The sequence below is a fragment of the Pseudoduganella aquatica genome, assembly GCF_020865585.1.
In the GTDB taxonomy this organism is placed as follows: Bacteria; Pseudomonadota; Gammaproteobacteria; order Burkholderiales; family Burkholderiaceae_D; genus Rugamonas; species Rugamonas aquatica_A.
Window position 1 is genome coordinate 2475123 of the sequence record NZ_CP086370.1, and the last position, 26636, is coordinate 2501758.

Here is a 26636-nt window from a genome sequence, read left to right on the forward strand (position 1 = left end):
AGGCCAAACTTTCTCTTTGCTGCGTGCTCCCTTATATAATAGGCGGGAGATTCCGGCCGCCCGGGCGGCCGGAAAAGCACACACCGCAGCACTAGAAATGGAACCCAATGGCAAATTTCCCCCGTCGCAGACCTAAAAATGGCGTAACCCTGGCCAAGCCCAAGAACTCGCGTTTCGCCCGGTTCGCGCGCAAGGCCCGTGGCGAGAACGAGAGCGGCGTGGCCGGCCCGCGTTCGCGCGGCATCTATTTGCTGCCCAACGCGTTCACGACGGGCGCACTGTTTTGCGGCTTCTACGCCATCGTCATGGCCATGAACCAGCGCTTCGAGCATGCGGCCTGGGCCATTTTCATCGCCATGGTGCTGGACGGCCTGGACGGCCGCATTGCCCGCCTGACCAATACCCAAAGCGAATTCGGCGCCCAGTACGACTCCCTGTCGGACATGGTGTCCTTCGGCGCCGCCCCGGCGCTGGTGATTTACGAATGGTCGCTGCGCGGCATGGGCAAGCTGGGCTGGATCGCCGCCTTCGTCTACTGCGCCGGCGCCGCGCTGCGCCTGGCGCGCTTCAACACCAATATCGAAGTGGTCGACAAGCGCTTCTTCCAGGGCCTGCCCAGCCCGGCCGCGGCGGCCATCGTGGGCGGCTTCGTGCTGCTGATGGTGGACATGGAAGTGCCCGGCCTGCAGCTGTCGTGGACCTCGTTCGCCATTGCGCTGTTCGCGGGGCTCACCATGGTCACCAACGTGCCGTTCTACAGCTTCAAGGAACTGAACTTCCGCAAGTCCGTGCCCTTTATCGCCGTATTCCTGATTGCACTGTTCTTCGCGCTGGTGTCGATCGATCCGCCCAAAGTGCTGTTCCCGCTGTTCATCGTGTACGGCCTGTCCGGCTACGCGGTGTTCTTCTGGCGCATGGCCAAAGGCAAGCCGGTCAGCATCGTGCAGACCGGCCACGAACCGGTGGACGAGAGCGAACGCCGCTAGCAAGTACGGGGCGGTTCAACCCTAGCCATAAGGAGACATCGTTATGAGCCTCAGCAACCGCCTCATTATTTTCGACACCACCCTGCGCGACGGCGAGCAATCGCCGGGCGCCTCGATGACGCGCGAAGAGAAGCTGCGCATCGCCAAGCAGCTGGAACGGCTGAAGGTGGACGTCATCGAAGCGGGCTTCGCCGCCGCCTCGCAGGGCGACTTCGAATCCATCAAGTCCATCGCCGCGCACGTGCGCGACTCCACGGTCTGCTCCCTGTCGCGCGCCAATGACCGCGACATCGCCCGCGCCGCCGAAGCGCTGGCGCCCGCCGAGCGCAAGCGCATCCACACCTTCATCGCCACCTCGCCGCTGCACATGCAGATGAAGCTGCGCATGGAGCCGGCGCAGGTGCTGGAACAGGCCAAGCTGGCCGTGCGCTTCGCCCGCCAGCACACGGACGATATCGAATTCAGCCCGGAAGACGGCAGCCGCTCGGAAGAAGACTTCCTGTGCCGCGTGCTGGAGGGCGTGATCGCCGAAGGCGCCACCACCATCAATTTCCCCGACACGGTGGGCTACGCCGTGCCGGAAATGTTCGGCGCCACCATCAAGCGCCTGCGCGAACGCATCCCCAATTCGGACAAGGCCGTGTGGTCGGTGCACTGCCACAACGACCTGGGACTGGCGGTGGCCAACTCGCTGGCCGGCGTGATGATAGGCGGCGCGCGGCAGATCGAGTGCACCATCAACGGCCTGGGCGAGCGCGCCGGCAACACCGCGCTGGAGGAAGTGGTGATGGCGCTGCGCACGCGGCAAGCCTATTACAACCTGACCGTGGGCATAGACACCACGCAGATCGTGGCCGCGTCCAAGATGGTGTCGCAGATCACCGGCTTCGCGGTGCAGCCGAACAAGGCGGTGGTGGGCGCCAACGCCTTCGCGCACGCGTCCGGCATCCACCAGGACGGCATACTGAAAGCGCGCGAAACCTACGAGATCATGCGCGCCGAGGACGTGGGCTGGACCGCCAACAAGATCGTGCTCGGCAAGCTGTCCGGCCGCAACGCCTTCAAGCAGCGCCTGCAGGAGCTGGGCATAGAAATGGAGTCGGAAGCGGAAGTGAACGCCGCCTTCGGCCGCTTCAAGGAGCTGGCGGACCGCAAGGCCGAAATCTTCGACGAGGACATCATGGCCCTGGTGTCGGACGAGGAAACGGCGCAGGAGAACGAGTACTACCGCTTCGTGTCGCTGGCGCAGCGCTCCGAGACCGGCGAAACGCCTACCGCCAAGGTAGTGTTCTCCATGGGCGGCAAGGAATACAGCTGCGACGGGGAGGGCGACGGCCCGGTGGACGCCATGGTCAACGCCATCGAATGCCAGGCCAGGAGCGGGGCCGAGCTGGTGCTGTTCTCGATTAACGCCATCAGCACCGGCACCCAGTCGCAGGGGGAGGTGACGATGCGGCTGTCGAACGCCGGGCGCATCGTCAACGGCGTCGGCTCGGATCCGGACATCGTGGTGGCCTCGGCCAAGGCCTACTTGTCCGGCCTGAACAAGCTGCATTCCAAGATCGAGCGCGTCAACCCGCAAACCGAGTGAGGTCGGGGTCTGACCCGCCGGGTCAGACCCCAGGGCTAGCGGAAGAAGCGCGGCTTGTCGTCGTAGGCCGGGTCCGGCCCGGCCATCATTTCGCGCACGATGCCGGCCTGGTCGAAATGCACGTGCATCATGGAGTTCCACACGCCGGACTGCTTGTAGCGGTAGGACCAGACCGTGAGGTCGCGCAGCGCCAGGTAGCTGGTCTCGGCCGGGTGGCCTATGGTGCGCAGCACGTCGTCGCGGGTGGCGATGCCCACTGTGAGGGTGGCGAATTTTTCGTCCGTCAGCACCTGCTCGTAGGATTTCAGCGCGCCGTCCGGCCCGAAGCGGGCCATGTAGGCGTATTGGCCGAAGGGCTGGGTGGTGTATTCGAGCAACGTGTCGCCGCCCAGCTGGTAGCTGGCGCCGGGCTGGCCCAGCCTGGCCTTGACGGCGTCCATGCGCTCGCCGAGGGCCGGCGGCGTGCCGCCCGGGCCGGCGCAGGCCGCCAATAGCAGTGGCAATATTGCCGTTGTGATCATTTTTCTCATGGTTGCAACCCTCGCGCTCTCCGTCTACGGGTAATTCTAGCCATCCGTGGTGTATTCCGTTATACTCGCGGGTCTGGTCTTTGGATCAGTATATTTTTAATCGATATCACGGTGCGCAGGGTTCAGACTCCGCATACCGCATGTGAAAGGTAATATCATGACCGTAGAAAACATCAACAAAGCCGCGATCATCGCGGACAACGCACGTGGCCAGAACGACACCGGCTCCCCAGAAGTTCAAGTTGCGCTGCTGACCGCACGCATCAACGAACTGAACGGTCACTTCAAAGCCCACAGCAAAGATCACCACAGCCGTCGTGGCCTGATCATGATGGTTAACCGTCGTAAATCGCTGCTGTCCTACCTGAAGAACAAAGATGCAACCCGTTACCGCGATCTGATCGCTAAACTGGGTCTGCGTAAGTAATCTTTGTACGTCCCGGCTTGAGCCGAAATGCCTGCGTCAGTTCTCTGCCGCGGGCATTTTGTCATTCTGAGCGGGGGAAATAGGGCAATCCGGCAATACCTGTAGCAAAAGTAGTAAAGGCGGCGGCCCCGGCCGCTGTCTGTGGTGAGGTGAACGACAGCTCCTGAAAATCTGTCGGCAAATAGAAAGGGATTACCCATGTTTAACAAAGTTACGAAAACCTTCCAGTACGGCCAACACACCGTGACCCTGGAAACCGGCGAGATCGCTCGCCAGGCATCCGGCGCGGTGATGGTGTCGATCGAAGACACCGTCGTGCTGGCAACCGTCGTGGCGCGCAAAGAAGCCAAGCCTGGCCAGGACTTCTTCCCGCTGACCGTTGACTACCTCGAAAAGACCTACGCGGCCGGTAAAATCCCTGGCGGTTTCTTCAAGCGCGAAGGCCGTCCTTCCGAAAAAGAAACGCTGACGTCCCGCCTGATCGACCGTCCTATCCGCCCTCTGTTCCCGGAAGGCTACATGAACGAAGTGCAAGTGATCATTCACGTGCTGTCGGTCAACCCGGAAATCGATCCTGACATCGCCTCGATGATCGGCGCCTCGGCCGCCCTGTGCGTGGCCGGCCTGCCGTTCAACGGCCCGATCGGCGCCGCCCGCGTGGGTTACGCCAACGGCCAGTACATCCTGAACCCGACCACCACCCAGCTGAAAACCTCGCAGATGGATCTGGTTGTGGCCGGTACCGAAACCGCCGTGCTGATGGTGGAATCGGAAGCCAAGCAGCTGTCCGAAGAAATCATGCTGGGCGCGGTCGTGTTCGGCCACACCGAAATGAAAGCAGTCATCGACGCGATCCACGACCTGGTGCGCGACGGCGGCAAGCCTGAAATGCAGTGGGCGCCGGCGCCGAAGAACGAAGCGCTGATCGCCAAAGTGGCGCAGTTCGCCGAGTCGAAAATCCGCGAAGCCTACCAGACCAAAGACAAGCAAGCCCGTACCGACAAGCTGCGCGCCATGTCCGCCGAAGTCGTAGCCGACCTGGCAGCCGACGCTGCCGCCAACGGCGCCGAAGCGCCAAACGGCGTGGACGTGGGCAACATCCTGTTCGACATGGAAGCCAAGGTTGTGCGTTCGCAGATCCTGGAAGGCGAGCCACGTATCGACGGCCGCGACACCCGCACCGTGCGTCCGATTTCGATCCGCACCTCGGTCCTGCCGCGCACCCACGGTTCGGCCCTGTTCACCCGCGGCGAAACCCAGGCGCTGGTCGTCGCGACCCTGGGCACCGCCCGCGATTCGCAGAAGATCGACGCGCTGATGGGCGAGTACACCGACGACTTCATGCTGCACTACAACATGCCTCCGTTCGCCACCGGCGAAACCGGCCGCGTCGGTACGCCGAAGCGCCGCGAAGTGGGCCACGGCCGCCTGGCCAAGCGCGCGCTGATCGCCGCGCTGCCGGCAGCTGACGAGTTCAGCTACTCGGTGCGTCTGGTATCGGAAATCACCGAATCGAACGGTTCCTCGTCGATGGCTTCGGTCTGCGGCGGCTGCCTGGCACTGATGGACGCCGGCGTGCCGATGAAAGCACACGTGGCCGGTATCGCCATGGGCCTGATCAAGGAAGGCGGCCGTTTCGCTGTTCTGTCCGACATCCTGGGCGATGAAGACCACCTGGGCGACATGGACTTCAAGGTAGCCGGTACCGCCAATGGCATTACCGCGCTGCAGATGGACATCAAGATCCAGGGCATCACCAAGGAAATCATGCAAGTGGCGCTGGCGCAAGCCAAAGAAGGCCGCGAGCACATCCTGGGTGAAATGCAGAAAGCCATGCCGCACGTGAAAACGGAACTGTCCGATTTCGCACCGCGCCTGATCACCATCAAGATCAACCCGGAGAAGATCCGTGACGTGATCGGCAAAGGCGGCGCAGTGATCCGCGCGCTGACCGAAGAGACCGGCACCCAGATCGACATCAGCGACGAAGGCGTGGTCACCATCGCTTCCGTTGACGCTGCTGCCGGCCAGGAAGCCAAGCGCCGCATCGAAGAGCTGACCGCGTCGGTCGAAGTGGGCAAGACCTACGACGGCACCGTGCTGAAGCTGCTGGACTTCGGCGCCATCGTCCAGGTCATGCCGGGCAAAGACGGCCTGCTGCACATCTCGCAGATCGCCAACGAGCGCGTGAACGCCGTTGCCGACTACCTGAAAGAAGGCCAGCAAGTGCGCGTCAAGGTTCTGGAAACCGACGACCGCGGCCGCCTGAAGCTGTCGATGAAAGCCGCCGCCGAAGAAGGCGCAGCGCCAGCCGCCGCGCAGTAATCTTCTCCGCTTAAAGAGCCGCCAGCGCGCAAGCCCTGGCGGCTTTTTTACGTCCTTACGGAACCAAGGCGGTGCTTGCTTGTCTCCTCCAACCGGAGGCCGTCATGGGAACGCTATACGACCAGGATATCGCAAACAAATTCAATCGCAGGAATTCTTCCCGTAGGGCGGGTTAGCGGGGCGCGCCGAGCGCGAACTGCGTAACCCGCCGGCGCCGCCCAAACCGCTAGCGATAATCCTCGGCGGCGAGCCCGTATTTTTGCATCTTGTGGTACATGGTCTGCTTGGGCAGACCCAGCGCCGCGCAAGCGTCGCCCACATTGCCGCTGGCTGCGCGCAGGGCCTGCTCGATCAGCATGCGTTCAAAAGCGCCCACCTGGTCCGCCAGCGGCAGCACCGGCGCGGCTGCCTCGCTGGCCGGCAGGCCCAGCACAAACCGGTCCGCCGCATTGCGCAGCTCGCGCACATTGCCGGGCCAGTCCTGCGCCATCAGCTGCTGCATCTGCGCCGCCGGGACCACGGGGCAAGGCCGCTTGTAGCGCGCCGCCGCGTCCAGCAGAAAGTGCTCGAACAGCAGCGGAATGTCCTCGCGCCGTTCGCGCAGCGGCGGAATGCGCAGCATGATCAGGTTCAGCCGGTAATACAGGTCGCTGCGGAACTTGCCCTGGTCCGACCAGGCCTTCAAATCCTCCTTCGACGCGGCGATCACGCGCACGTCCAGCGGCACTGGCGTGTTCGATCCCAGGCGCTGGATGCAGCGCTCCTGCAGCACGCGCAGCAGCTTGACCTGCATGGCCAGCGGCAGGCTTTCTATCTCGTCCAGGAACAGCGTGCCCTGCGACGCATGCTCGATCTTGCCGATCTGCCGCTTGGCCGCGCCGGTAAAGGCGCCTTGTTCATGGCCGAACAGCTCGCTCTCGAAAATGGTTTCCGGAATGGCGCCGCAATTGATGGGCACGTAGTGGTGCCTGGCGCGCTCGCCGAACTGGTGCAGGCAGCGCGCCACCAGCTCCTTGCCGGTGCCGGTTTCGCCGTAGATCAGCACGTCCGCAGGCTGCCCGGCCACGTCCAGTATCACTTGCCTCAGCGCCTGCATGGCGGGCGCATTGCCCAGCAGGTAGGCGGCGATGCCCTCGCTGTGCGCCAGCCGCTGGCGCAGCGCGTGCACTTCGAGCTGCAAGCGGCGCTTGTCGGCCGCGCGGCGCACCACGTCGGCCAGCTGTTCGGACGAGTAGGGCTTTTCGATAAAATCGTAGGCGCCGTCATGCATGGCCTGCACGGCCATGGCGATGTCACCGTGGCCCGTCACCAGTATCACCGGCAGTTCCGGGTCGATGGCGCGCGCGGCGGCCAGCAGATCGAGGCCGCTCATGCCGGGCAGGCGCACGTCGCTCACCAGCACTGCCGCGCAGTGCGGCTCCAGCAGCTTGGCCACCGGCTCGGCGCTGTCGAAACTGCGCACAGTGAATCCGGCCAGGTCCAGCGCCTGGGCGCTGCCGGCGCGCACGGTGGGATCGTCCTCGACCAGGATCACCCGGATATCGTTCATTGCATCGTCCATCACGTCTCCTGTGCCGCTTTGAGTTCGATCACGAAGCAGGCGCCGGCACTGGCCTGTTCCGCTTGCAGGCTGCCGCCGAAGTCGCGGATGATTTGTTCCGAAATGGCCAGCCCCAGGCCCAGCCCTTCGCCTTGCGGCTTGGAGGTGTAGAAGGGCTCGAACAGGCGCGTGCGCGCTTCGTCGCTCAGGCCGGGGCCGCTGTCGGCCACGCGGATGAACACGCGCTGCGGCGTGCTGTTGACGTCCACGCGCAGCTCGCGCACCGGGCTGCCCGCCATGGAGTCGAGCGCGTTGGTCATCAGGTTCAGCAGCACCTGCTCGAGCCGGTTGCTGTCGCACAGCGCGTAGATGTCGGCCTGGTCGATATGCAGCTGGAAGCTCACCTTGTCGAGCTGCAGGCGGCGCTCCACCAGCACCAGGGCGTTGGAGATCGAGGTGTGGATGGACACCGCCGCCAGCTCCGCATTCGACTTGCGGGCAAAGCTTTTCAGCTTGCCGGTGATGGTGCCCATGCGCGCCACCACCTGGGAGATGGTTTTCAGGTTGTTGCGCACGTCGTCCATGCGGCCGCGCTCGAACAGCAGCACGGCGTTGTCGGACATGGTGCGCAGCGCCGTCAGCGGCTGGTTCAGCTCGTGCGTGATGCTGGCCGACATCTGCCCCAGCACGGCCATTTTCCCGGCCTGGAACAGCTCGTTCTGGGTGATGTGCAGCTGCTGCTCGGCCTGGCGCCGCACGTCCACTTCCTTGCTCAGGTCCTGCGCCATGCGCGCCAGGCTGGCGGTGCGCTCGTCCACCATGCGCTCCAGGCCGTCGTAGGCGTGCTGCAGGTCTTCCTTGGCGCGCAGGCGCTGGCGCCAGAACAGGAACAGCAGCACCAGGAAGCCGTAGGCCAGCAGCGCGAACAGGAAGGCCACGCGGGCGTTGGCGCGCGCCGCGTTCAGGTCCGACAGGTAGATGAAGGTCCAGTCGCGCGGCGCCAGCGAGCGGGTTTGCGCCAGCATGCGCGGCGGGGCGGCGGCCAGGCCGGCGTTGCCGTCGCGGATGGCGAGCAATCGGGTGCCGTTGGCCAGCGCTTCGTCGTGCGCCAGCGTCAGCGGGGGCAGCGCCTGTTCGTGGTACTGACGGGTCTGCTCCAGTTCGGCGCGCACGCTGGCTGCCAGCGGCTGCAGGGTCTTGAATTTCCAGGCCGAGGCGGAGGTGAGGAAGATGACGCCGTTGCTGTCCACCAGCATCACCTTGTCCGCACCCTGTGCCCAGCTCAGCTGCTGGCTCTCGATGCTGACCTTGATGGCGGCCACGCCCAGCATGCGGCCGTTCTTGTAGATGCCGTGCGCGTAGAAGTACCCCGGCTCCAGGCTGGTGGTGCCCACGCCATAGAAGCCGCCTGGATGCCCGCGCAGGGCGTTGCGGATATAGGGCCGGAAGTTGACGTCGTCGCCGACGAAACTGTCCTTCTGGCGCCAGTTGCTGGCCGCTTGCGTGCGGCCCTGCAGGTTGACGATGTAGATATTGCTGGAGCCGGCCTTCTGGTTCAAGCCTTCCAGGTATTCATTGACGTTGTTGCGCAAGTCCTCGTCGCCGGGCTTTTCCAGCAAGCCCAGCACGTCCTTGTCCAGCTCCAGCATGCGCGGCACCAGGTCGTATTTGTCGAGCAGGTTTTCCAGGCTGGTGGCGTACACCTCCAGCCGCTGCGCACCGGCTGCGCGCAGGCGCTCGGTGGTGACCAGGTTCACCCACCAATAGGCCAGATAGGGCAGGGCAAGCCCCGCCAGCAGCACCAGGCCCCAGACCGTGCGGACGTGCTGCGGCCGGCGCGGCTGCGCCTGGGGCGTTGCGGGGGCGGAGGACTGGGCTGGCATCATGGGCAACTATAGCAAACTGCGCGCGTGCAATGCTTTTACAGCAGGTGGCGCAGGCCGAGATTGATTGCGCTGTGCCCCTTGCCGTCGTCGGTGGCGTTGCCGATGGTGAAGGTGGCGCCGTTGCTGTTGCTGACCCGGCCGTATGCGGCGTACAGGTCGGTGCGCTTGGACAGGCCGTACAGATAGCCCACGCCGAACTGGCGCGCGTCCTTGTTGGCCGGGCTGCGGTCCAGGTGCTGCACCACCGACGCGGCGTAGCGGTGCGGGCCGAAGGTGGCGCACAGGCCCAGCACGATGTCGCGGCTGGCCGCGCCCGGCGCGCCCACAGGGCCGCTGGCGATGGCGCCTCCTGCCGCCAGCGTGCCGACGGCAGCACCGGCGCCGCCCGCCGTGAAGGCCAGCGTACCGCCGCCGCCCACGGTGCCCATGCCGCGGTTGACGGCGTAGGCGGCGTGCAGCTGGTAGGCGCCCAGCGTGTAGCGCGCGGCCAGCAGGCTGTTGCGCGCGTGCAGGCTGGCGGCGGCGTCCTCGCGGCGGTAGTGCGACAGCACCAGCGCCAGCGGCCCCGCCGCGAAATTGACGGCGCCGCTCAGCGCGCGCTTGCGGGTGCTGTCGCCCGCCACCTCGCCGGCGCTGTAGGCCAGGTCGGTGGACCAGCCCGCCACCTTGGGCGAGGCGTAGACCAGCGAGTTGTCCATGCGGCGGTTGGGCGCCATCAGGTTGGCGGCCTGGCCGGCCAGGCCGTCGCTGAAGGGATCGGCAATGTCGCGCAGGGCCTTGAAGTAGGGCGAGTACTGGCGGCCCGCGCTCAGCGTGCCGAGCGCGCCGCCCAGCGACACGAAGGACTGGCGGCCGAAGGTCAGCCCTCCCTGGCCGGAGGCGCCGCTGTCGATGCTGATGCCGCTTTCGAGCACGAAGCCGGCCGACATGCCGCCGCCCAGGTCTTCCGTGCCCTTGAAGCCGAGGCGCGAGCCGGAGGCCACGCCGCTGCTTACATAGCTGGTGCCGCCGGCGGGGCCGCCGCGTTCGAACACCAGGCCGGCGTCCGCCACGCCGTAGATTTTCACGGCGGACTGCGCTTGCGCGGCGCAGCAGGCCAGCGCCAGCAAAGGGGTTATTGCGTATTTCATCAGGTCTCCTTGTGTATTTATTTTTATGCGGCGCGCGCGTAAGCGTGTTCGCCGTTTTGTTCTTCTTCCTCGCCCAGCGCGCCTTCCCACTTGGCGACCACGGCGGTGGCGATGGCGTTGCCCACCGCGTTGGTGGCCGAGCGGCCCATGTCGAGGAACTGGTCCACGCCCATCAGCAGCAGCAAGCCGGCCTCGGGAATGTGGAACTGGGTCAGCGTGGCGGCGATCACCACCAGCGAAGCGCGCGGCACGCCGGCCATGCCTTTCGAGGTCAGCATCAACAGCAGCAGCATGGTGATCTGGGTGCCGAGCGACAGGTCGATGCCGTAGGCCTGGGCGATGAACAGCACGGCGAAGGTGCAGTACATCATCGAGCCGTCCAGATTGAAGGAGTAGCCCATCGGCAGCACGAAGCTGGAGATGCGGCGCTGCACGCCGAATTTATCCAGCGCCACCAGCAGTTTCGGGTAGGCCGCCTCGGAGCTGGCGGTGGAGAAGGCCAGCAGGAAGGGCTCGCGGATCAGGCCGACCAGGCGCAGCACGCGCGGCCCCAGCACGGCGAAACCGGCCGCGATCAGCAAGGCCCACAGGCAGAATAGGCCCAGGTAGAAGCCGCCTATGAATTTGGCGAACGTGGCCAGGATGCCGAGGCCGTTGGTGGTGACCACCGAGGCCATGGCGGCGAACACGGCCAGCGGCGCCATGTTCATGATGGCGCCGGTAATGCGCAGCATCACCTGGGCCAGTTCATCGACCACGCCCAGCAGGCGCTTGCCGGACTCGCCAAGCGCACCCAGTGCGGAGCCGAAGAAGATGGAGAACACCAGCACCTGCAGGATCTCGTTGTTGGCCATCGCTTCGATGGGCGACTTGGGCACGACGTGGCTGATGAAGTCCTTCAAGGTGAAGGCCGAGGTTTTCAGGCCGGTGCTGGCGTCGATGGCGGGCAGCGGCAGGCCCAGGTTGGTGCCGAGCTGCATCAGGTTCGACAGCAGCATGCCGAGCGCGAGCGAGACCATGGAGGCGGCGATAAACCAGGCAAAGGCCTTGGCGCCGATGCGGCCGGCGGCCTTGCCGTCGCTCAGGTTGGCGATGCCCACCGTGAGGGTGGAAAACACCAGCAGCGCGATGATCATCTTGATCAGGCGCAGGAAGATGTCGGTCACCAGCGAGATGTGGGAGGAAATATCGGCGGTGAGTTTCTTGTCGGGGAACACCGTGTGGCAGGCGTAGCCGACGGCAATGCCGAGCAGCATCGCAACCAGGATATAGAGGGTGAGGGGGCGCTTCTTTTGCATACCGGTCTCCGTTGTAGTCAGATCCCCGCGCGGTAGGCGGGGTTCAGCCTCAATAGCAAGCCGTATGCCCGCCGTTTTTTTAGGAGGCGATAACGCTAAGTTATTGATTTATAAGATGGGGTTTTGCGGTGATATGCCATTTGGCAATTTTGTTGTCCTGGTATTTGGACGGCTTTTGCTGCCTGCGTATGAGATTTGGGACGGAGTGCTAGACTGCTGGAACTGACGGAAGTGGAAGGTTCGTGATGCTGCGAGTATTGATATTGCTGATGCTGCCCGCGCTGGCGATGGGGGCGGAGGGAGATGCGGCGGCGGGGAAGCGGGCGTTTATGCGCTGCGCGTCCTGCCACCAGGTGGGGCCGTCGGCGCGCGGGGCGTTTGGGCCGCAGCTGAATGGCATCGTGGGCCGCAAGGCGGGATCGACTACGGATTTCAGCTATTCGCCGGCCATGAAGCGCTCCGGCATCGTGTGGACGGAGCAGACGCTGGCGGCTTTCCTGAAGTCGCCCAAGAAGGTGGTCCCCGATAACCAGATGCGCTTCTGGGGTATCGGGGACGAGCAGCAGATCGCCAACCTGCTGGCGTATCTGCGCACGGTGCGGTGATTATTTCCCGGCGTAGGTGACGCGGTAGACGCGGCCGCCGTGGTCGTCGGACACCAGCATGGAGCCGTCCGCCAGCACGGCGATATCGACCGGGCGGCCCACCACTTCGTCGCCGTCGCGCAGGAAGCCGTCGATAAAGGTGGTGATGCTCACCACTTTGCTGTTGTACAGCGTCACCAGGCTGACCTTGTAGCCTATCTTGTTCTCGCGGTTCCACGAGCCATGTTCGGCGATGAACAGGTTGTTGCGGTACTGCGCCGGGAACTGGGTGCCGGTGTAGAAGCCCAGGCCCAGCGGCGCCACGTGCGGGCCCAGCTTGGCCACCGGCGCCACGAACTGCTCGCAGGACTGCAGCTTGCCGAACTCTGGATCGGGCAGCACGCCGCCGTGGCAGTAAGGGAAGCCGAAATGCAGGCCGGCTTTCGGCGCCACGTTCAGTTCGCACGACGGCGAGTTGTCGCCCATCATGTCCGGACCGTTATCGGTGAACCACATTTCCTTGGTGACCGGGTGCCAGGCGAAGCCCACCGTGTTGCGGATGCCGCGCGCGTATTCCTCGAAATTGCTGCCGTCCGCATTCATGCGCCAGAGTTTGGAATAGGGCTGGTCTTCCTTGTTGCAGGTGTTGCACGGCGCGCCTATCGGCACGTAGATCTTGCCGTCCGGACCGGCCTTGATGAATTTCTCGCCGTGCCAGGTTTCCTTCGGCAGGTCGTCCTTCACCACCTTGTAGGCCGGTTTGGCGGCATAGGTGGCGTCGATATTGTCGAAGCGGATAATGCGCGAGATTTCAGCCACGTACAGCGCGCCGTTGAGCAGCGTCACGCCGATCGGATTTTGCAGGCCTTCGGCGATGGTGATCACTTTTTCGGCCACGCCGTCCTTGTTCTCGTCCACCAGCGCGTACACCTTGCCGGCCTTGCGCGAGCCCACGTAGACCACGCCGCTGCCGGATACGGCCATCGAGCGCGCGGTTTCCACCTTGTCGGCGTAGACGGCGATGCGGAAGCCTTTCGGCAGCTTCAGCCCGCTCAGGATGGCGGCGGTTTTGTCGGACGGGGCTGCGGGCGCAGCGGGGGCGGCAGTTGCCGCAGGCGCGGCGGCAGCGGCCGTCTTGCCGCCGGTGCGTGCCGACAGCGCCACGTAGTCGGCCAGTTGCGCGATCTGCGTCGCGTTCAGCGTAGGCGACCAGGGTGGCATGCCCTTGTCGGCCACGCCCTTGCTGATGACGGTGATGAGGTTGGCCTTGGTCGGCGCGCCGTGCAGCCATACCTGGTCGATCAGGCTGGGGCCGGTGGTGCCTTCCAGTTTCACGCCGTGGCAGGCGGCGCAATGCGCCTGGTACAGTTTTTCGCCGGCGCTGATGGCGGCGTGCGCGGCAAGCGGCGCCAGCGCGGACAGGCACAACAGCGCGGCAAGGCGTACTCGTAGGGACTTGTTCATGGCAAGTGGAATGTTGTTGTTGGGATGCGCGCATCTTACCGCCATCCAGCCGCCGCCGCAGGGAACTTTTTCGCCGCGCGGCTGTTCCACCGATACGGGAGGACGCTATGGACACCACGGCTTATGACGACGACATCGCCGCATGGGCGCTTGAGCAGGCGCAACTGCTGCGCGCGGGCCAGCTGGGGCTGATCGACGCCGAGCAGATTGCCGAGGAATTGATAGGCCTGAGCCTGAGCGAACGGCGCGGCATCTCCAGCCGCTTCGTCGTGCTGCAGCATCATTTGCTCAAGTGGCAGTACCAGCCCGAACGGTGCAGCGCCAGCTGGCGCAATACCATCCGCGTCCAGCGCCGCGCGATTGAGCGCATCCTCAAGCGCACGCCCAGCCTGCGCCACCTGCTGGACGATCCCGAGTGGCAGGAGGAAAACTGGGACGACGCGGTCGACCGCACCGCGCGCGAAACCGGCCTGGACCCCGCCACGCTGCCCGAGCGCTGCCCCTGGAGCATGGCGCAACTGCGCGACGAACAGTTTCTGCCGTAAGCCGGCGCGATGGCTTAGTCCACCAGTATTTTCCGGAAGATGTCCACCAGCGGCCGCAGGGAAACGCGGTGCCACACCACCCACAGCGGCGTGCGGTAGTCGAACCAGGGCGCTTCGCGCAGCACCACGCCGGGCGGGGTCTGGTGGCGCAGGCTTTGCTGGATCATGGCGATGCCCAGGCCGGCCGCCACCAGGCCCAGCGCTGTCATCGGCTCGGGCGCGCGCATGCGCACGTCCGGCGTAAAGCCTGCCTTGGCGCAGGTGACGGTCAGGTGGTCGTGCTCGAAAGCGCCGTCCTTGTGGTGGATGGCGATCCACTCCTGGTTGCGCAGCTCTTCCACCGCCAGCGGCCGCGCCAGGGCGTCCGCCTGCGCGAGCGGATGGCCGGCGGGCAGCGCCAGCAGCATGGGGTCGCTCACCACTTGCAGCCGGTCCAGTTCCTCGTCGTCCGCCGCCGGCGGCGCGCAGACCAGGGCCACGTCCAGGCTGCGCTGGCGCAGGCCCTCCAGCTGGTCGGACGACTGCTGGTTGTACAGCGCCACATGCACCGCCGGCCGCGTGCTGCGGATGGCGCGCAGGGCGGCCGGCAGCACGCCGGAATGCATGGCGTTTTCCACATAGCCTATGCACAGCCCGCCCTCGTCGCCCTGGCCCAGCCTGCGCCCGAGCGATTCCAGCCGATGTCCGTGCGTCAGAAAAGCCCGCGTTTCGGCCAGAAAGGTTTTGCCATCCGCCGTAAGACGGATGCGCTGCTGGCTGCGTTCGAATAGTGTTAATCCCAGCCTTTCCTCCAGCTGGGCAATCTGCCTGCTGAGCGGGGATTGCGAAATGTGCAAGCGTTCTGCTGCGCGCCCCACGTGTTCCTCTTCGGCCACGGCGACGAAATAGTTGAGTTGGCGTATGTCCAGCATGTCAGACCCGTTGAGACTTAAGTTGTGCAAATTATGTCTTGGACTGCATTAACTTGGCAAGCTAAGATTTCATCACTAACTTCTCGAAAGGAAATGCAATGAGTCTCAAAGACAAACTGCCAGGCCAACTGGGTTTCGGCACCGCTCCTCTAGGTAATATGTTCCGCAACATTCCGGAAGCCGAAGCGCTGGCGACGGTGGACGCGGCTTGGGACCACGGCGTGCGCTTCTTCGACGCGGCGCCGCTGTACGGCGCTGGCCTGGCCGAAATCCGCCTGGGCGAAGCGCTGAGCAAGCGCAAGCGCGACGACTACGTGGTGAGCACCAAGGTGGGCCGTTTGATCCTGGACGAGCTGGAAGATCCATCCCAGCGCAGCATGGGCGAGAAGGGCGGCCTGTTCGAGCATGGCAACCGCAACAAGATCGTCAACGACTACTCGGCCGACGCCACCCTGCGCTCCATCGAAGGCAGCCTGAAGCGCCTGAAGACGGACCGCCTGGACATCGTCTGGGTGCACGACGTGGCGCAGGACTTCTTTGGCGACGAGTGGCTGTCTTACTTCGAAAGCGCGCGCACCGGCGCATTCCGCACGCTGGCCCGCCTGAAGCAGGAAGGCGTGATCAAGGCCTGGGGCTTGGGCGTGAACCGCGTCGAGCCTATCGAGCTGACGCTGGCGCTGGACGAACCGAAGCCGGACGGCTTCCTGCTGGCTGGCCGCTACACCCTGCTGGACCACGCCAGCGCCTTGCAACGCGTGATGCCGCTCTCGCTGGAGCACGGCGCCGAGATCGTGGTGGGCGGCCCTTACAGCTCGGGCGTGCTGGCCGGCGGCCAGAACTTCGAGTATCAGCAAGCCTCGCCTGAAATCCTTGCCAAGGTGGCGCGCCTGAAAGCACTGGCGCAGCGCCACGGCGTGAGCATCAAGGCGGCGGCGCTTCAGTTCGCGCTGGCCAATCCGGCCGTGGCGGCGGTGATCCCCGGCGCCAGCCGTCCGGAGCGCATCGCGGAAGACGCTGCGGCCATGGCGGAGAAGATCCCCGCCGAATTCTGGCACGCGCTGCGCGCCGAAAAACTGGTGGCCGACAACGCACCGCTGCCTTACGGCGCCTAAGCAGGCATAGGCCCGGGTTCAGGCGAAGTGTGCGTGCTCGGCCGCATGCTCGTGGCGGCCGATGAGCTGGACCTCGTGCTGCGGCGCCAGGTCGAGCGCCATCGCGCTGGCGGACTGGACCACGATGCCGCTGTTGTCGAGCGCGATGGTCTGGTCCGCGAACTTGATGAACTCGCTACGCACCAGCAGGTCGCTGCCGCCGCCGGTGCCCGCCACGTCGGTCACCTTGTAGCCGTAGGCGGTCTTGCCCACGGTGTAGTTGGCGCGCACACCGCCGTACACCACGGTGTCGACGCCGGCGCCGCCGTCGATGTAGTTGTTGGCGGTTAGCGCATTCAGCGTGTCGTTGCCGGCCGTGCCGGTGACGTTGCGCGCGCTCAGCACGGTAAAGTCCTGCGCCGCCGAGGCCAGCGACACGTTGCCCGCCGCGTCGGTCGCCTTGGCCGTCACGTGATAGCTGCCATTGCCCACCGCCACCGGCGTGATGCTCCAGCTGCCGTTGGCCGCCGCCGTGCCCACGCCCATGCTGGCGGCGCCGTTGAAAATCTCCACTTTTGCCCCCGCTTCGGCCACGCCGCTGAAGGTGGGATGGTTGCCGCTGGCCGCAGCCGAGCCGTCCTTGGTGAAGACCAGCGTGGGCTGCGCCGGCGCGGTGACGTCCGGCTGCGGCGCCGTGGCGGCGATGGCGAACACGCCGTCGCTGAAGCGCAGCCGCTCGATGCCGCTGAGCGTGTCCGTGCCCTGCGCGCCGCTCACGCGCCAGCTGTCGGCACTGAGCTGCGACACGGTGTAGGCCGTGTGCGCGCCATTGTAGAAGGCCGTGTCGGTGCCGGCGCCGCCGTTCAGGATGTCATTGCCCGCGCCGCCTTCCAGCATGTCGTTGGCGGCGGTGCCGGTCAGTGTGTCGGCCTGGCTGGTGCCGGTGATGTAGCGTCCGCCGCCGGCCGAGTTCACGCCCAGCGCGCCGCCCAGCCCGTCGCCGCCGTACAGCCATTTCAGCGCGGCGATATCGTACTCGCCGAAGGTGAAGTGCACGCCGCCGCCATGGGTGTAGGACATCAGCGTATAGGCCGTGCTGTCGGTCGCGGCGGGCAGCTTGATCGTACCCTCGAAGGAGTGCTTCAGCCCCATCGCGTGCCCCAGTTCATGCAGCAGCGTTTCGTAGCCCTGCGTGCCGATGGCCAGATTGGCGTTCATGCCGGCCCATTCCGCGTTGTCCAGGTAGACCCAGGTCGCGGCGGTGAACTTGGTCACCACATTGCTGCTGTTGTAGGAATAGCTGTAGCGGGAACTGTCCAGGCCGGTGGTGCTGGCGCCGTTGATGTTGGCGTTGGCAAAGTGGATCTGCGCGGCGCTGCCGTCGCCGGTTTCGGCGAACTGGATGCCGGTCAGCTGCGCAACATAGGCCAGCGCGCCGCGCGTGGCCGCCTGCTGCGCGGCGCTGAAGGCCTGCGGCGTGCCCAGGATGGCGCTGTTGCCGGATTCAAGGCCGGCCGCCGTGGAAAAACTGTAGTAGAGGGTGTTACCGCCGGCGGTCTGGTAATTCCAGTTCGGCAAATTATTCAGGAGTGCATCGATGTGGTTCAGGCCGGAGAGGGTGGTGCTTTTGACTTCGGATACGGTTGCCATGTCGCGGTGCCTACGAGGAATCGGGCTGGTCAGTATTCAGCCCGTGGCACCGCCTGGTCAACCGTCACGGCAATCGTGCGCGGGGTGAGTGTGCACTCATTTGCGGATTGCTAATGCACTTCCGGCAACACTGTGGTCAACTTTGAAAACACGGACCACGCGTTCCAGCGCATGGGCCTGGTCCTGCAGCGATTCGGCCGCCGCCGCCGCTTCCTCCACCAGCGAGGCATTTTGCTGCGTTACTTCATCCATCTGCGCCACGGCCTGGTTGATCTGCTCGATACTTCGCTGGCGACCACGGCGAAGCCGCGGCCCTGTTCGCCAGCGCGCGCCGCTTCTACGGTGGCGTTCAGCGCCAGGATATTGGTCTGGAAAGCAATGCCGTCGATGACGGAAATAATGTCGACGATGCGCCGGGACGAGCTGTTGATTTCATCCATGGTGTCGACCACCTGCGACACGATCTGGCCGCCGCGCACCGCCACGCTGGACGCGCTGGCGGCCAGCTTGTTGGCCTGGCGCGCATTGTCGGCGTTCTGGCGCACGGTGCTGGTCATTTCCTCCAGCGAGGACGCGGTCTCTTCCAGGCTGCCTGCTGCTCGGTGCGGCGCGACAGGTCCATATTGCCGGAGGCGATCTCGCTGCTGGCGCTGGCGATGGCGCTGCTGCCGTCGCGCACGCTGCGCACCGTGGCCGCGAGCTGCTGCTGCATGGTGGACAAGCCCTGCAGCAGGCGGCCCATTTCATCCTTGCTCTCGACCTGCACGGCGCGCGACAGGTCGCCCGCCGCCATGGCGTCGAAGTGGCGCAGGGCCTGGTTCAGCGGGCGCAGGATGGCGCGCAGCAGTTGCGCCGAAGCCAGCACCAGCAGCACGATGCCGACCACGCCGCCGGCGATGGACACCAGCATCATGTTGCGGAACAGCTTCTGGCTGGAGTCGTAGTTCTCGCGCGCGCCGCGCATCTGTTCCTCATCCAGTTTGTCGGAAGCCGCGTTGAAGCCGCCGAAGGCAGACTGCAGTTTTTTCATGGACAGCAGCTCGATCTGCTCCGCATTGCGTTCGCGCACGGCTTTGCTGAGCGCCAGCAGGCCGTCGTTGATGTAGAGCTTGCGCTGCTGCTCCACGGCCTTGGCCATGGCGTCCTCCTCGGCGTCGCGTGGCAGGGCGAGGTACTGTTGCCATGCTTTTTCAGATTCGGCGATAAAGCCCTCGGCGCGCTGCGGCGTTTTCTCGACATCTGCATCGATAAATTCATTTGTGTGGTAAGTATCAAAATGTATCAGCCGGGAGAAGAGCAGGGCAAAAAAAGACCGGCGTTTGCCGGTCAAAAGAGGGTACAGCGGTAAAACGGAGGTGCATCGCCTCAGGCGCCCAGGCGCATCTCCGAGGCCGGGTCGAACAGGATGGCTTTGGAGAGGTCGAAGGCCAGCGGAATGCTCGCGCCCGGCTCGGCGCCTGCGCGCGGGTGGGTGCGGCAGGTGGCGCGCACGCCGTTGAACCAGGCGAAGGCCAGGGTGTCCGGGCCGGTGGGCTCGGTCATCTCTATGGTGCAGGGCACTTCCATCGGGTGGTAGCCTTCCGGCGTTTCGGCGCGGCGCGCGCTCAGCGCGTCGGTCACGTGCTCGGGGCGGATGCCCAGGATCAGGTCGCGGCCCAGCCAGGCGCCGAAGTGGCCGGCGGCGGCGTGGTTGGCCGGCAGCGGCAGCAGCGTGGTCGTGCCCTGGTGCTCCAGCGCGAAGGCTGCGCCCGCAGCGTGGGCCATCAGCTTGCCGCGCAGGAAATTCATCGACGGCGAGCCGATAAAGCCGGCCACGTACAGATTGTCCGGCTGGTCGTAGATTTCCTGCGGGCTGCCGAACTGCTGCACCACGCCGTCGCGCATGACGGCGATGCGGTCGCCCAGGGTCATCGCCTCGATCTGGTCGTGCGTCACGTAGACGATGGTGGCGCCCAAGCGCTGGTGCAGCAGCTTGATCTCGGCGCGCATTTCCACGCGCAGCTTGGCGTCCAGGTTGGACAGCGGTTCGTCGAACAGGAACAGCGAGGGATCGCGCGCAATGGCGCGGCCCATGGCCACGCGCTGGCGCTGGCCGCCGGACAGCATGGCCGGCTTGCGGTCCAGCAGGTGCTTCATCTGCAGCGTCTCTGCCACGCGGTTGACGATGATCTCCTGCTCGGCCTTGGGCACCTTGCGGATGCCCAGGCCGAAAGAGATGTTCTCGCGCACCGTCATGGTGGGGTAGAGCGCGTAGGACTGGAACACCATCGCGATGTCGCGCTCCTTGGGCGGCACATTGTTCACCACGCGCTCGCCGATGCGGATTTCGCCCTGCGAGATGTTTTCCAGGCCGGCTATCATGTTCAGCAGGGTGGACTTGCCGCAGCCGGACCCGCCCACCAGTATCAGGAACTGGCCGTCTTCGATATCGAGGTCGATGCCCTTGAGGATTTCGGCGCCGTTGGGATACACCTTGCGCACATTGCGGATAGATAAGCTTGCCATGAGAGTCTCCTTAACCTTTGACGGCGCCGGCGGTGAGGCCGCGCACGAAGTATTTGCCTGCCACCAGGTAGATCAGCAGGGTGGGCAGCGCGGCGATAATGGCCGCCGCCATGTTCACGTTGTATTCGGTCACGCCGGTGGAGGTGTTGACCAGGTTGTTCAGCGCCACCGTCACGGGTTGCGCGTCCGAGCCGCCGAACACCACGCCGAACAGGAAGTCGTTCCAGATCTGCGTGAACTGCCAGATGAAGCACACCATGAAGATGGGCAGCGACAGCGGGAAGATAATGCGGCGGTAGATCATGAAGAAGCCCGCGCCGTCGATGCGCGCGGCGTTCACCAGTTCCTCCGGCACGGTCACGTAGTAATTGCGGAAAAACAGCGTGGTGAATGCGATGCCGTAGATGATGTGGACCACCACCAGTCCGCTGGTGGTGTTGGCCAGTTCGGCCATGCCCAGCAGGCGCGCCATCGGCAGTATCACCACCTGGAAGGGGATGAAGCAGCCCACCATGAGCGCGGTGAAGACGGCGTTGTGGCCGGGGAAGCGCCAGTGCGCCAGCACATAGCCGTTCAGCGATCCGATCAGGCTGGAGATCAGCACGGCCGGTATCGCCATCCGGACCGAGTTCCAGAAGTAGGGCGCCAGCCCTTCGCAGCGCACGCCGGTGCAGGCTTGCGACCAGGCTTTGCCCCAGGCCGCCGTGGTGGGCGCGAGCGGGAAGTCGAGCAGGTTGCCGTCGCGGATCTGGTCCAGCGTTTTCACGGAGGTGGTCAGCATCACGTACAGCGGCGCCAGGTAGTACAGCGCCACCAGCACCAGTAAAGCATAAAGCATCAGGCGGCCGGGCGTGACGCGGCTGCCGTCGTGGTTCAGGTCAGCGGCCATGGCGCGCTCCTTTCGTTTCGAGGTACATCAGCGGCACCAGCACGGCCAGCACGGTGGCCAGCATCATCATGGCCGAGGCGGCGCCCAGGCCCAGCTGGCCGCGCGTGAAGGAAAACTGGTACATAAAAATGGCCGGAACGTCGGACGAGGTGCCGGGGCCGCCGGCGGTCAATGCCATCACAAGGTCGAAGCTCTTGATGGCGATGTGGGCCAGCACCAGCAGCACGCTGAAGAACACAGGCCGCAGCGAGGGGATGACGATGCGGCGGTAGATGGTCGGCAGGCTGGCGCCGTCCACTTGCGCGGCCTTGATGATGCTGTCGTCCACGCTGCGCAGGCCGGCCAGGAACAGGGCCATGACGAAGCCGGACGACTGCCACACGCCGGCGATGACGACGGTGTAGATGGCCATGTCGGAGTCCACCAGCCAGCCGAAGGTGAAATTGGTGTAGCCCCAGTCGTGCATCATTTTTTCCAGGCCGAGGCCGGGGTTCAGTATCCACTTCCACGCCGCGCCGGTGACGATGAAGGACAACGCCATTGGGTAGAGATAGATGGCGCGCAGCGCGCCTTCGTGGCGGATGCGCTGGTCCAGCAGGATGGCCATGGTGAGGCCGATGATCAGGCAGCCGATGATGAACAGCGCGCCGAACAGGCCGAGATTGCTGGCCGAAACCCACCAGCGTTCGATGCCGAACAGGCGTTCGTACTGGGCGAAGCCGGCGTACTCGAAGTTGGGCATCATGCGCGACTCGGTCAGCGAGAGGTAGGCAGTCAGGGCGATGAAGCCGTAGACGAAGACCAGCGAGGCGATGATGGTGGGGGACAGCACGAGGCGCGGCAGCCAGGCGTCGGCCAGCGCGCCGAAGCGGCTGGCGGCGCGCTGTTTGGCGCGCGCGGCGGGTGAAACAGGGTGAAGCGGTATGGCGGACATGATGCGAATTCTCCAGAGCGTGAGGCGGTATCCGTAGGGCGGGTTGGCGGAACGCGTAACCCGCCTGTGCGTGCGTTGCGGCGGCGCCGGCGGGTTACGCGCTGCGCGCTAACCCGCCCTACGGTGTTGCTTTGCCTCGGTACGGCGGCTTACATGGTTTTGGCGGCTTTGGCCAGCGCTTGCGCGGCGGCTTGCGGCGTCATGTTCGAGTTCATGAACTTGGCGATCACGTCCTGGATGGCGCCGGCCTTGGCGCTGTCGATGGCCATGCCGTGCGCCAGCGACGGCAGCAGCGCGTTGGCCTTGCTGGTGGCCGCCATGTCGTCCATCGAGCGGGTGGCGCAGCTGTCGAACTTGGCGCGGGAGACGCCCGAGCGCACCGGAATCGAACCTTTGTTCAGGTTGAACACTTCCTGGAACTCGGGGCTCATCACGGCGCCGGCCAGCGTCAGCTGCGACTTCTGCTCTTCCGCGCTCTTGACCTTGAACATGGCCAGCGAGTCGATGTTGAAGGTGTAGGCATTGCCGGTGCCCGGCGCCGGCACGCACAGGAAGTCCTTGCCCGCGACCTTGCCCGCAGCCGTGAATTCGCCCTTGGCCCAGTCACCCATGAACTGCATGCCGGCCTTGCCGTTGATGACCATGGCTGTGGCCAGGTTCCAGTCGCGGCCCGCCGCGTCCTTGTCGATGTAGGTCTTGATGCGGGCCAGCGTTTCAAAGGACTTGATCATGGTGGGGCTGGACAGGCTGGCCTGGTCCAGCTGCACCAGCGCCTTGCGGTAGAAGTCCGCGCCGCCCACGCCCAGCACCACGGACTCGAACACGGTGGCGTCCTGCCATGGCTGGCCGCCGTGGGCCACGGCCACCAGGCCTGCCTTCTTGATCTTGTCGGCCGCGTCGAAGAACTCGGCGAAGTTGGTGGGCGCCTTGGCGCCGGCCTTGGCCAGTACTTCCGGGTTCACCCACAGCCAGTTCACGCGGTGCACATTCACCGGCACCGCCACGTAATGGCCTTTGTACTTCATCACATTGGTGACCACCGGCGGCAGCACCGATTCCCACTTGCCCTCGGCGGCGGCCGCGTCGATATTGGCCAGCACGCCTTCCTGGCCCCATTCCTGGATGGCCGGGCCTTTGATCTGGGCTGCGGCCGGGGCGCTGCCCGCCATCACGCGCGCCTTCAGCGCGGTGGTGGCGTTCTCGCCTGCGCCGCCCGCCACCGCGAAGTCTTTCCAGGCCACGCCTTTTGCCTCCATCATCTTCTTCAGTTCAGCGATGGACTTTGCTTCGCCGCCCGAGGTCCAGTAGTGCAGTACTTCGACTTGCGGCGCGGCCTGGGCCAGGGTGGCGGTGCTCAGGGCGAAGGCGAGCGCGCTCAGCGCCAGTGGATGCAGTTTCATTGTGTGTCTCCTGTTGAATTTTATGAGTGAAGGTCTTGGTGCCGGGTCTTACTGCCAGCGCTTACCACCAGGCTTCCATATGGATGCCGTAGGAAACGCCGCTGGTGTCGCTGCCGTACACCGCGCCGGAGTTGTTGGACGCGTTGACCGACTTGCTGGCCGCGTCGTTCCACTTGCCGTAGCTGACGAAGAAGCGCAGCTCGGGACGGGCGAAGTAGTCGCGCGCCAGGCTGATGGTGGGAGCGATGGTCAGCTTGGTCAGGCGCTGCGTGCCGGGCGTCTTGTCGGCCTTCAGCTGCGTCACGCCGAGTTCGGCCTGCAGCTTGAAGTTCTCGGCCAGCGCGTACACGGGGCGGGCGCCGACGGTGGTCCAGGTGGTGGCGCCGTCCTTGTCGTTCTTGTCGCGCTGGTACAGGGCCACGAACTCCATGCTGAAGTCGCGGGTGGGCTGTATCACCACGTCGTCGAATATGCGCAGGCGGGTGTAGTCCGATCCCAGCAGCGTGCTGCCCGACGGGCCGATGCGCGCGCAGCACGGGCCGTTGATGCCGGTGCCGGGGCCGACGCCGTATTGCACGCCAACGGTGTTGCCCCCGCCGAAGACCTTGGCCTGGCGGTGGAACACCGACAGCTGCCAGCCGTCGTGCGTGGTCTTGTCCTGGCCCTGGGCCGAGATGACGGAGGCGGCGAAGTCCAGCGTGCCGTTGGGGTTGACCGGCAGGCCTTCGTACACCAGGTTCTGGCGCAGCGCGGACGGCGAGTCGATGACCTTGCCGGTGGCCGGGTCGGTGGTGTTGAAGTCGTTGTCCTTGAAGACGGCGTAGCTGATCTTGCCCGCGCCCAGGGGGTAGCCGTCTATGCCGCCGCCGGTGCCGTTCATATTGATGTACTGCATATCCAGCATGTGGATATCAGGACGGTAGTAATGGCGCTTGCCGACCCAGACGATGCCGCCGTCCATGAAGGGCAGGTTCTTCGCTTCGATATAGGCCTTGGACACGCCCAGCTTGGCGTCGCCGAAGTCGGAACTGTTCTTGTAAGCGTCGGCCCAGAAGGTGCCGACGAAGCTGGCGCCGTTGGCGGACTTGGCCAGCTCCTTGGTGTAGCCCAGCTCGGTGAAGCTGTCGCACTCGTTGCCGAGGCGGTAGGACATGGTGATGCCGCCCAGGCCGTAGCAGCTTTGCGTGCCGCCGTGGTTGCTGGTGCCGCCGCCGGCGCGCAGATAGCCGTGGAAGCCTTCGGTTTCATGGTCGCCGGCGTAAGCGGCGCCGCAGGACAGGGCCAGCGCAATGGCGGCGGGCAGGGAAAGGCGGACGAATCGGGTCATCATAAGGTCAGGTCTCCGGTATAAGTTTGTTTTGTGTTTTTTGCTACCGGGACGGACAGTAGCACCGGCCGAAATGTGATTCCAGCAGGCGCACGGAGGGCAGGAAAGTGTTACTTAAGTAGTTGATTTTTATGAAAAATAGTACTTTCGCCGCAGTCGCGGCGCTAACATAAACTTACACAGCCCCAGTGTGCTGCGCCGCAGCGGCTGCAACATTTCGCAATAAATCCATACGCTTTCTTGCAAAATGCTTTGCATCCTTACCATCGTTTCAAGAATGCTTTGGGTTATAGTCTGGGCACACAAAACGCCATCCTGGAATGGCTACAAAAAAATCTCAGAGACATGACGGAAACCATCAGCCACAAGCTGCGCTTGGCCGCCTGCTTGCTATCCATTCTGCTATCGATCATGGCGTGTGCCGGTGCGCGTGCGGAGTCCCTGCAGGTACTGCACTGGTGGAAGTCCGTCAGCGAGCGCCGTGCTGTCGACCTGATCGCGCTGCGGCTGGCGGAGTCCGACATCGGCTGGCGCGACAGCATGATCCCCAGCGGCTCGGGCGCGGGCGCCGGCATCGTGCTGCGCAGCCGCATGCTGGCCAAGGACGCGCCGGAGGTGGCGCAGGTGAACGGCATCGTCATCCGTGACTGGGCCAGGCTGGACCTGCTGCTGGACCTGGACGCCGTGGCTGCGGCCGGAAAATGGGATAAACAGTTATTGCCCACCGTGGCCGACGCCATCAAGTCGGACGGCCATGTGTATGCGGCGCCGCTGGGCGTCCACCGCATGAACACCATGTTCTACAACCGCAAGCTGCTGGCGCGCCTGAACCTGGCCGTGCCGGAGACCTGGGCGCAGTTCGAGCAGGCCGCCGCCAGGCTGCACCAGGCTGGCGTGGTGCCGCTGGCGCAAAGCAGCGAGCCGTGGCAGGTGACCACCTTGTTCGAAGCGCTGGTGCTGTCCGAAGGCGCCGAGTTCCACCGCGACCTGTTCCAGCGCCGCAATGCCGCCGCCTATGCCGACCCGCGCCTGGCTGCGGCCTTGCAGCGCCTGCGCGGCCTGAAGAAATGGATGGGCAGCCCCATCGTCGAGCGCAGCTGGGACGAGGGCGTGCGCGAACTGGCGGACGGCCGCGCCGCCTTCATGGTGATGGGCGACTGGGCCAAGGGCGAACTGGTGTCGCGCGGGCTGACGGTGGAGGAGGGCTTCGGCTGCGCCGCCGCGCCCGGCACCGCCAGCTACCACCTGTACAACATCGACACGCTGGGCATGCTGGCCACGCGCGAGCCGCACCGCATGGCGCAGGAAAAGCTGGCCGCGCTCATCATGTCGCCCGCCGTGCAGAACGACTACAATCAGATCAAGGGCTCCATCCCCGTGCTGCGCAATCCTGCGCTGGCGAAGATGGACGTGTGCGCGCGCGCCTCGTGGAAGCTCTTTAACAGCGGCCCGGAAGCGCTGGTGCCCAGCCTGGTGCACCGCATGGCGACCGAGGAAGTGGTGCGCGACGCCATCGTGGCCGAGGTGCACCGCTACTTCCTGGACGACAATGCCGGTGTGGCCGACACCCAGCGCAGGCTGGCCGCCATCGCCCGCACTTTTACCAAGACAAAATAGAAGCTC

21 protein-coding genes and 1 pseudogene are annotated in these 26636 nt (G+C 65.0%); 8 read left to right on the forward strand and 14 right to left on the reverse strand.

What is annotated here, in order from left to right; translation table 11 throughout:
* Positions 1-107: 107 nt before the first annotated feature.
* Both pssA and KT882_RS10880 read left to right on the forward strand, forming a co-directional pair.
* Positions 108-986: a CDP-diacylglycerol--serine O-phosphatidyltransferase gene (gene pssA / locus KT882_RS10875; RefSeq protein WP_161071972.1), complete on the forward strand. Its 879-nt coding sequence runs from the start codon at positions 108-110 to the stop codon at positions 984-986.
* 43 nt (positions 987-1029) lie between these two features.
* Positions 1030-2577 (forward strand): 2-isopropylmalate synthase, encoded by a 1548-nt coding sequence (locus tag KT882_RS10880; RefSeq protein WP_161071971.1) that lies wholly within the window; start codon positions 1030-1032, stop codon positions 2575-2577.
* 35 nt (positions 2578-2612) lie between these two features.
* Here the strand turns inward: KT882_RS10880 and bamE are convergent, their stop codons facing one another.
* Positions 2613-3098 (reverse strand): outer membrane protein assembly factor BamE domain-containing protein, encoded by a 486-nt coding sequence (gene bamE, locus KT882_RS10885; protein ID WP_321170351.1) that lies wholly within the window; start codon positions 3096-3098, stop codon positions 2613-2615.
* A 166-nt stretch (positions 3099-3264) separates the two neighbouring features.
* Between bamE and rpsO the strand changes: the two genes are divergently transcribed.
* Both rpsO and pnp read left to right on the forward strand, forming a co-directional pair.
* Positions 3265-3534: a 30S ribosomal protein S15 gene (gene rpsO, locus KT882_RS10890; protein WP_056405183.1), complete on the forward strand. Its 270-nt coding sequence runs from the start codon at positions 3265-3267 to the stop codon at positions 3532-3534.
* Between the two features lie 198 nt (positions 3535-3732).
* Entirely contained in the window at positions 3733-5859 is a 2127-nt protein-coding gene (gene pnp, locus KT882_RS10895; RefSeq protein ID WP_161071969.1) for a polyribonucleotide nucleotidyltransferase, read from the forward strand.
* 226 nt (positions 5860-6085) lie between these two features.
* On the opposite strand, the gene KT882_RS10900 is transcribed toward pnp, so the two are convergent.
* The 4 genes from KT882_RS10900 to KT882_RS10915 are packed head-to-tail and all read right to left on the reverse strand — an operon-like array spanning position 6086 to position 11713.
* A complete protein-coding gene (locus tag KT882_RS10900; RefSeq protein WP_228895722.1) occupies positions 6086-7420 on the reverse strand; it encodes a sigma-54-dependent transcriptional regulator in 1335 nt (444 codons plus the stop codon).
* Positions 7420-9285 carry a sensor histidine kinase gene (locus KT882_RS10905; RefSeq protein ID WP_228895724.1) on the reverse strand — a complete coding sequence of 622 codons (1866 nt, stop codon included), beginning with the start codon at positions 9283-9285 and terminating at the stop codon, positions 7420-7422. The genes KT882_RS10900 and KT882_RS10905 overlap by 1 nt, the downstream gene beginning before the upstream one ends.
* Positions 9286-9320: 35 nt before the next feature.
* Positions 9321-10415: a porin gene (locus KT882_RS10910; protein WP_228895727.1), complete on the reverse strand. Its 1095-nt coding sequence runs from the start codon at positions 10413-10415 to the stop codon at positions 9321-9323.
* A gap of 23 nt (positions 10416-10438) precedes the next feature.
* Entirely contained in the window at positions 10439-11713 is a 1275-nt protein-coding gene (locus KT882_RS10915) for a dicarboxylate/amino acid:cation symporter (RefSeq protein WP_228895729.1), read from the reverse strand.
* Between the two features lie 245 nt (positions 11714-11958).
* Here KT882_RS10915 and KT882_RS10920 point away from each other — a divergent pair, with 245 nt between their 5' ends.
* Entirely contained in the window at positions 11959-12318 is a 360-nt protein-coding gene (locus tag KT882_RS10920) for a c-type cytochrome (RefSeq protein ID WP_161071965.1), read from the forward strand.
* On the opposite strand, the gene KT882_RS10925 is transcribed toward KT882_RS10920, so the two are convergent.
* A complete protein-coding gene (locus KT882_RS10925; protein ID WP_228895731.1) occupies positions 12319-13761 on the reverse strand; it encodes a c-type cytochrome in 1443 nt (480 codons plus the stop codon).
* Positions 13762-13868: 107 nt separating this feature from the next.
* On the opposite strand from KT882_RS10925, the gene KT882_RS10930 reads away from it, so the two are divergent.
* Positions 13869-14306, forward strand: coding sequence for a DUF29 domain-containing protein (locus tag KT882_RS10930; protein ID WP_228895733.1), 438 nt, complete (start codon positions 13869-13871; stop codon positions 14304-14306).
* 14 nt (positions 14307-14320) lie between these two features.
* Here KT882_RS10930 and KT882_RS10935 read toward each other — a convergent pair whose 3' ends face one another.
* Positions 14321-15217 (reverse strand): LysR substrate-binding domain-containing protein, encoded by an 897-nt coding sequence (locus KT882_RS10935; RefSeq protein ID WP_228895735.1) that lies wholly within the window; start codon positions 15215-15217, stop codon positions 14321-14323.
* A gap of 98 nt (positions 15218-15315) precedes the next feature.
* On the opposite strand from KT882_RS10935, the gene KT882_RS10940 reads away from it, so the two are divergent.
* Positions 15316-16329: an aldo/keto reductase gene (locus KT882_RS10940; RefSeq protein WP_228895736.1), complete on the forward strand. Its 1014-nt coding sequence runs from the start codon at positions 15316-15318 to the stop codon at positions 16327-16329.
* A gap of 18 nt (positions 16330-16347) precedes the next feature.
* On the opposite strand, the gene KT882_RS10945 is transcribed toward KT882_RS10940, so the two are convergent.
* The 7 genes and pseudogenes from KT882_RS10945 to KT882_RS10975 form a co-directional block, all read right to left on the reverse strand.
* Positions 16348-17958: an Ig-like domain-containing protein gene (locus tag KT882_RS10945; protein ID WP_228895738.1), complete on the reverse strand. Its 1611-nt coding sequence runs from the start codon at positions 17956-17958 to the stop codon at positions 16348-16350.
* Positions 17959-18054: 96 nt separating this feature from the next.
* A pseudogene (locus KT882_RS30880) lies at positions 18055-19153 on the reverse strand (methyl-accepting chemotaxis protein); the annotation flags it as partial.
* 170 nt (positions 19154-19323) lie between these two features.
* Positions 19324-20463 carry an ABC transporter ATP-binding protein gene (locus KT882_RS10955; RefSeq protein ID WP_228895740.1) on the reverse strand — a complete coding sequence of 380 codons (1140 nt, stop codon included), beginning with the start codon at positions 20461-20463 and terminating at the stop codon, positions 19324-19326.
* Positions 20464-20473: 10 nt separating this feature from the next.
* Positions 20474-21352, reverse strand: a complete 879-nt coding sequence (locus KT882_RS10960) for a carbohydrate ABC transporter permease (protein WP_161071955.1) — start codon at positions 21350-21352, stop codon at positions 20474-20476.
* The gene (locus KT882_RS10965; RefSeq protein ID WP_228895742.1) at positions 21342-22286 is read right to left on the reverse strand and encodes a carbohydrate ABC transporter permease; all 945 of its coding nucleotides are present in this window, start codon (positions 22284-22286) and stop codon (positions 21342-21344) included. Before KT882_RS10965 ends, KT882_RS10960 begins: the two co-directional genes overlap by 11 nt.
* Positions 22287-22435: 149 nt before the next feature.
* Positions 22436-23686 carry an ABC transporter substrate-binding protein gene (locus KT882_RS10970; protein ID WP_161071953.1) on the reverse strand — a complete coding sequence of 417 codons (1251 nt, stop codon included), beginning with the start codon at positions 23684-23686 and terminating at the stop codon, positions 22436-22438.
* A gap of 61 nt (positions 23687-23747) precedes the next feature.
* On the reverse strand, positions 23748-25016 hold the full coding sequence (locus KT882_RS10975) for a maltoporin (protein WP_228895744.1): 1269 nt from the start codon (positions 25014-25016) through the stop codon (positions 23748-23750).
* A gap of 342 nt (positions 25017-25358) precedes the next feature.
* On the opposite strand from KT882_RS10975, the gene KT882_RS10980 reads away from it, so the two are divergent.
* Positions 25359-26630 carry an ABC transporter substrate-binding protein gene (locus tag KT882_RS10980; RefSeq protein ID WP_228895746.1) on the forward strand — a complete coding sequence of 424 codons (1272 nt, stop codon included), beginning with the start codon at positions 25359-25361 and terminating at the stop codon, positions 26628-26630.
* Positions 26631-26636 lie beyond the last annotated feature (6 nt).